Annotated in this window: 6 protein-coding genes; 4 read left to right on the top strand and 2 right to left on the bottom strand. The window is 54.7% G+C overall.

What is annotated here, in order from left to right; translation table 11 throughout:
• The 3 genes from K5905_RS25685 to K5905_RS25675 form a co-directional block, all read left to right on the top strand.
• Positions 1-507 (top strand): DapH/DapD/GlmU-related protein (locus K5905_RS25685; protein ID WP_297589464.1); only part of this gene is annotated, 507 nt, incomplete at its 5' end.
• A gap of 116 nt (positions 508-623) precedes the next feature.
• A complete protein-coding gene (gene glmS, locus K5905_RS25680) occupies positions 624-2,450 on the top strand; it encodes a glutamine--fructose-6-phosphate transaminase (isomerizing) (protein WP_297589462.1) in 1,827 nt (608 codons plus the stop codon).
• A gap of 3 nt (positions 2,451-2,453) precedes the next feature.
• Positions 2,454-2,891 (top strand): GNAT family acetyltransferase, encoded by a 438-nt coding sequence (locus K5905_RS25675; protein ID WP_297589459.1) that lies wholly within the window; start codon positions 2,454-2,456, stop codon positions 2,889-2,891.
• Between the two features lie 48 nt (positions 2,892-2,939).
• Here the strand turns inward: K5905_RS25675 and K5905_RS25670 are convergent, their stop codons facing one another.
• Positions 2,940-3,320: a YbaN family protein gene (locus tag K5905_RS25670; RefSeq protein ID WP_297589456.1), complete on the bottom strand. Its 381-nt coding sequence runs from the start codon at positions 3,318-3,320 to the stop codon at positions 2,940-2,942.
• A 144-nt stretch (positions 3,321-3,464) separates the two neighbouring features.
• Between K5905_RS25670 and K5905_RS25665 the strand changes: the two genes are divergently transcribed.
• Positions 3,465-4,202 carry a DUF502 domain-containing protein gene (locus K5905_RS25665; RefSeq protein ID WP_297589454.1) on the top strand — a complete coding sequence of 246 codons (738 nt, stop codon included), beginning with the start codon at positions 3,465-3,467 and terminating at the stop codon, positions 4,200-4,202.
• Here K5905_RS25665 and recG read toward each other — a convergent pair.
• Positions 4,203-5,907 (bottom strand): ATP-dependent DNA helicase RecG (recG, locus tag K5905_RS25660; RefSeq protein ID WP_297589452.1); only part of this gene is annotated, 1,705 nt, incomplete at its 5' end.

The following is a 5,907-nucleotide window of genomic DNA, read 5'->3' as shown; positions in this document are numbered from 1 at the left end:
GCCAAAGGTGTGAAGGTTGCTCGCGGCGCAACGATCCGAGCATTCAGTCATCTGGAAGGAGCCAACGTCGGGACCGGCAGCGTCGTTGGGCCTTATGCTCGCCTACGGCCGGGTGCGGTACTGGGACCGGACACGCGCGTCGGCAATTTCGTGGAGGTGAAAAACGCCACTTTCGGCGCCGGAGCAAAGGCAAATCATCTCAGCTATATCGGCGATGCCAGCGTCGGTTCAAAATCCAATATCGGTGCTGGAACAATAACCTGCAACTACGACGGCTACCTGAAACATAGGACCGAAATTGGTGCCGGTAGTTTTGTCGGGTCCAATTCCACGCTTGTCGCGCCGGTCAAGTTGAGCAATGGCGCATTTGTAGCTGCTGGAAGCACCATCACCAGTGATGTTCAAAGAGATTCCCTTGCATTCGGGCGCGCCAAGCAGGTCGTCAAAGATGGCAAGGCAAAGCAGTTGCGTGAAAAACTGCAGGCGGCGAAAGACGCCAAGTCTTGAAACAAGAAAATTTACCAGTCCGTGTCATCTTCTGAAACAGGGATTGATTTCTGTTGTGGCTGTCCTGTCGTCTAAAGCAGGGCAGTCAAATGGTTTTTTCAACAAAGGGCTTTTGCATGTGCGGGATTATTGGCGTTCTGGGTCAGGTCGAGGCAGCGCCGCGGATTGTCGATTCCTTGAAGCGGCTTGAATACCGGGGATACGATTCTGCTGGTGTTGCGACTTTGTCCGAAGGTGAAATTGTCCGGCGCAGGGCGGAAGGCAAACTTCGGAATCTCGAAGAAACCCTGGAGCGAACCCACCTGCCGGGCACATCCGGTATTGGTCACACCAGATGGGCCACGCACGGCGCACCGACCATTTCCAATGCTCATCCGCATGTCGCGGGTTCCGTTGCGGTTGTTCACAACGGCATTATCGAGAACTATCTCGACCTTCGCGAAGAAGTTGTCGCGGCAGGGTCCGTTCTCGAAACGGATACCGATACCGAAGTCGTCGCGCATCTGATCAATCAGGTCCTTGCAGGCGGGGCCGCCCCGCAAGATGCAGTCGCCGAAGTGCTGCCACGCCTCAAAGGAGCCTTTGCGCTGGCGATCCTGTTTGCAGGGGAAGATGATCTGCTGATCGGTGCCAGGAAGGGATCGCCCCTTGCCATCGGTCATGGTGATGGCGAGATGTTCTTCGGGTCCGATGCAATTGCCCTGTCGCCCTTCACCGACCGGATTACCTATCTGGATGAAGGCGATTGGGCTGTCCTTACGCGCTCGAGCGTTCAGATTTTCGATCTGAACAATGAAGCGGTGACCCGGCCTGAAGCGCGGTCCTCAGTCAATTCAAATCTGATGGACAAAGGCAATTACAAGCACTTCATGGCCAAGGAAATTCACGAGCAACCGGAAGTTCTTGGCCATACACTGTCCCGTTACTTCGACTATGGAAGCAAAAAGGCGTTAGTGGCAGATGCTGACGCACTGAAGTTCAAGGATCTGTCCCGCCTGATCATTACCGCCTGCGGCACGGCCTATCTTGCGGGATTGGTGGCCAAATACTGGTTTGAAAAATACGCACGCCTGCCGGTTGAAATCGATATCGCCAGCGAGTTCCGTTATCGCGAAACGCCGGTGAGCGACCGCGACACTGCGCTGTTCATTTCTCAGTCGGGTGAAACGGCGGACACGCTTGCCTCCCTGCGTTATTGCAAGGAAAACGGGGCGGCAATCGGGGCAATTGTCAACGTACCCGAAAGCACGATAGCACGTGAAGCCGACATGGTTTTTCAGACGATCGCCGGACCGGAAATTGGTGTTGCCTCCACGAAGGCGTTTACCTGCCAGCTGGCTGTTCTGGCAGCGCTTGCCCTGCAAGCGGGTCGCGAGCGAGGGGTTCTGTCTGCCGAGCGCGAGAGCGAACTCGTTTCCGAACTTATCGAAGTTCCAAGCCTTGCGTTGAAGGCGCTTGCGAGCGAGAGCTCAATTGAGAAACTCTCTCAACCGCTATCCAAGGCCAACAACGCGCTTTATCTCGGCAGAGCGACAAATTTCCCGCTGGCATTGGAAGGAGCCCTGAAGCTTAAGGAACTTTCCTACATTCACGCAGAGGGCTATGCCGCTGGTGAACTAAAACACGGGCCCATTGCATTGATCGATGAAAACATGCCCGTGTTTGTCATTGCCCCTTACGACGGCATCTATGAGAAGACTGTTTCGAATATGCAGGAAGTTGCTGCGCGTGGCGGCCGCATTGTTCTCATTACGGATGAGCGAGGGGCTTCTGAAAGCGGAGGAGCTGCCGAAAACACGGTCATATTGCCGGACATGTCCGACATTGTTGCTCCGATAATCTACGCGCTTCCTGTCCAGTTGATCGCCTATCACACAGCAGTCTTCATGGGGACGGATGTCGATCAACCGCGCAACCTGGCAAAATCCGTTACGGTTGAATAACTTATGGAAAGTGCTGACGACTATTCCATCGTTTCATTTGAGGCGTGGCACAGACCCCATGTGATTGAGCTGTGGGAGAAGTGTGGCATGACCCGACCCTGGAACGATCCTGACAAGGACATTGACCGGAAGTTGACGGATCCAAGGGGAGGCTTTTTTGTCCTCCTTAAGGGCACGGCCGTTATTGGCAGCGTCATGGCCGGGTATGACGGACACCGTGGTGCGATCTATTATCTTGCGATCGATCCGGCGTTTCAGTCCGTGGGCCTGGGCCAGCGGTTGATGAACCACTGCGAAGCATATTTGTTGGAACTTGGGTGCCCAAAAATCAATCTGTTCGTGAGACAGGGCAACGAGGCGGTTATGAAATTTTACGAAAAACTCGGGTTTTCACAGGAACTTGCCGTCCCGCTCGGGAAGAGACTGATCCCTGATAATTGATGCTGGTGAGATGGTTTCGAGACAGTTCGGAGACGGATACGTGAAGTGTTACTCGGCAGGTTTTTTCTGTGTGCCGGACGGCCGGGTTGCCACGTAGGCCGCGCATCCGATCATGAAGAGTGCAACGAATACGGCAAGCCAGAGATCAGGTTCGGCTGTCAGAAGAAACATCAGATAACCAAAACCCATGCCTGCCAGGGCAACCAGTTTTGACCTGGGCGAAATTGCACCGTGTTCCCGCCAGGCGATTACCGGTGGGCCGAAAACCGGGTGGCGCAGGATTTTCTCTTCCAATGCAGGTGAAGAGCGTGCGAAACAGGCTGCTGCCATGATAAAGAAAATCGTACTGGGAAGCAGGGGAAGAAATGCCCCGACGATACCGATACCAACGCAGCCGGTTCCCAGAAGTTTGAACGTGGTCCGCCGCAAAACTGCCTCCAAATCCGGCGTTTTTCGGATATACCGCTGAAAAATAAATCAAGCGCAGGATACCGCTCTGCGATAAGGATGCTTATCTAAGTGCGGATCAAGTGAAAGACAAGCACTCAAAGGGACTTCGATCAGGTTTCGCCCATGAGCCGGAATAAACATAAATCAGAAGACTCGCAGATCATAGGCCATAGGCCGGGTGCGGCAACACGTCTCCGCAACTACTTCCTGACGGGCCTGGTGATCACCGGTCCGATCGGTATCACATTGTGGCTGACATGGACTTTCATCAAATGGGTCGATGGGTGGGTCAAGCCGTTTGTACCAAGGGTATACAATCCCGATACCTATCTACCGTTCCCCATACCTGGTTTCGGACTGATCGTTGCAATCTTTGTCCTGACGATTGTTGGCTTTCTCGCTGCAAACTTTCTCGGTCGAAGTTTAATTTCTATCGGCGAAAACATCGTCGGCCGTATGCCACTAGTTCGTAATATTTACAGCGGCTTGAAGCAGATTTTTGAGACGGTACTTGATGAGCGAGGGAACAGTTTCACCAAAGCCGCGCTAGTCGAGTATCCGCGCCGGGGACTGTGGGCGATCGTGTTTATCTCGACGGAGACCAAGGGGGAAGTCGCGAAGCGCCTGAAGGATTCCGCATCAACTGTTTCCGTCTTTTTGCCGACCACTCCGAACCCGACTTCCGGCTTTCTGCTTTTCGTTCCAAAGGAAGATATCATCGAGCTTTCGATGTCTGTTGAAGAGGCGGCAAAGCTGGTCATTTCAGCCGGACTTGTCAGTCCCGACCTTCCAGACATTCTAGAGGATGTTATCGCAGATCCCGAGAAACTTGAACGGATCAGAAAGCGGGAACAGGCTTGATCAGCCCGCTCGAAGAAGTCTGATTGCCGCGTCTCTGCCAAATAGATAGAGCAGGCAGCGCAAGGCTTCACCACGTTCAGACTTGAGTTCCGGATCGGTTTCAAGAATCAGTCGGGCATCATCCCGTGCGACTTCCATCAGGTCGGCGTGCTCATCCGCACGGGCGATGCGGAAACCTGGCGTTCCGGATTGTCTTGTGCCGAGAATTTCGCCGCCGCCGCGCAGTTTCAGGTCTTCTTCCGCAATCAGAAATCCGTCATTTGTCTCACGCATGATGTTCAAGCGTGCACCGGCAGTTTCTCCAAGTGGCCCCTTGTAAAGAAGGACGCAGGAAGATGGCTTGTCGCCGCGGCCCACTCTGCCCCTGAGCTGATGGAGCTGCGCGAGACCGAACCGTTCTGCGTGCTCAATTACGATGATGGTTGCATCGGGAACATCGACGCCGACTTCGATCACGGTTGTTGCTACGAGTACCTTGGTTACACCGGATTTGAAATCTCCCATCGCCGCGTCTTTTTCTTCCGCGTTCATGCGGCCGTGAACCAGTGACACGCGCTGGCGAAGCGCGTGTTCCAGCACACGGTGACGATCTTCAACTGCTGCAAGGTCGATTTTTTCGGATTCTTCGACACGCGGGCAGACCCAGTAGACTTTCTGTCCGTCGGAGATGGCCGAACCGACCCTGGATATGATTTCGTCCAATCGGTCCAGGGAAACGGAAACGGTTTTGATCGGTTTGCGACCTGCAGGTTTGTCGGTCAGGCGCGAGACATCCATGTCGCCAAAGCAAGTCAGGACCAGTGTGCGAGGGATCGGTGTTGCAGTCATCACCAGAACATCAACTCCTTGTCCCTTGCCTGAAAGGGCGAGGCGTTGATGGACCCCAAAGCGGTGCTGTTCGTCGACGACGACCATCCCGAGATTCTTGAATGTGACTGACCCCTGGAACAGCGCATGTGTTCCGACAACAAGGTCGATTTCACCGGTATCCAGTTTATCCTGCAGCAGACGTCTTTCCTTTTGCGTGTCCTTGCCTGTCATCAAAGCAAGGCGAATTCCGGCTTCCTCACAAAGCGGTGCCATCGACGCGAAATGCTGCCGGGCAAGAATTTCTGTCGGTGCCATAAGCCCGCCCTGCGCGCCGGTTTCAATAACCTGTGCGAGTGTCGCCAAAGCGACGACGGTCTTTCCGGCTCCGACATCCCCCTGCAACAATCGGAGCATGCGGACAGGCTTGGCCAGGTCATCGTTGATTTCCTTGATGGCTGTTGCCTGGCTGCCGGTCAGTTCGAACGGCAGGGCTTTGATCACGGCTTGCTGCAACTTGCCGCTCGGTGTGCGGGCAACACCACCAAGAGTGCGCATGTTTGCGCGGACCATCGCCAGCGCCAGCTGGCTGGCAAGCAGTTCATCATAGGCCAGTCGCTGCATATATGGCGACTGTGGTTCTATGTCCTGACGTTCCCTGGGGGCGTGCAGGGTGCGAAGCGCATCGCCGAAATCGGGCCATCCGGTCTTGTGCAGATAGGCATCGTTCAGCCATTCGGGCAGATGCGGCAGTTTTTCAACCGCGGCCTTCATGGCTTTTTGCAGGGTTTTGGAGGCAAGACCAGCGGTCAAGGGATAGACCGGCTCGATCGCCGGCATTCCTTCAGCTTCTTCAGGCTTCAGTGAGTAGTCCGGATGCACCATTTGAGGGCGCTCA

Origin of the sequence: Roseibium sp. (assembly GCF_025698965.1) — a bacterium.
GTDB lineage: Bacteria > Pseudomonadota > Alphaproteobacteria > Rhizobiales > Stappiaceae > Roseibium.
Note: the sequence above shows the minus strand (reverse complement) of the source record. Positions and strands in the feature narration are given on the sequence as shown.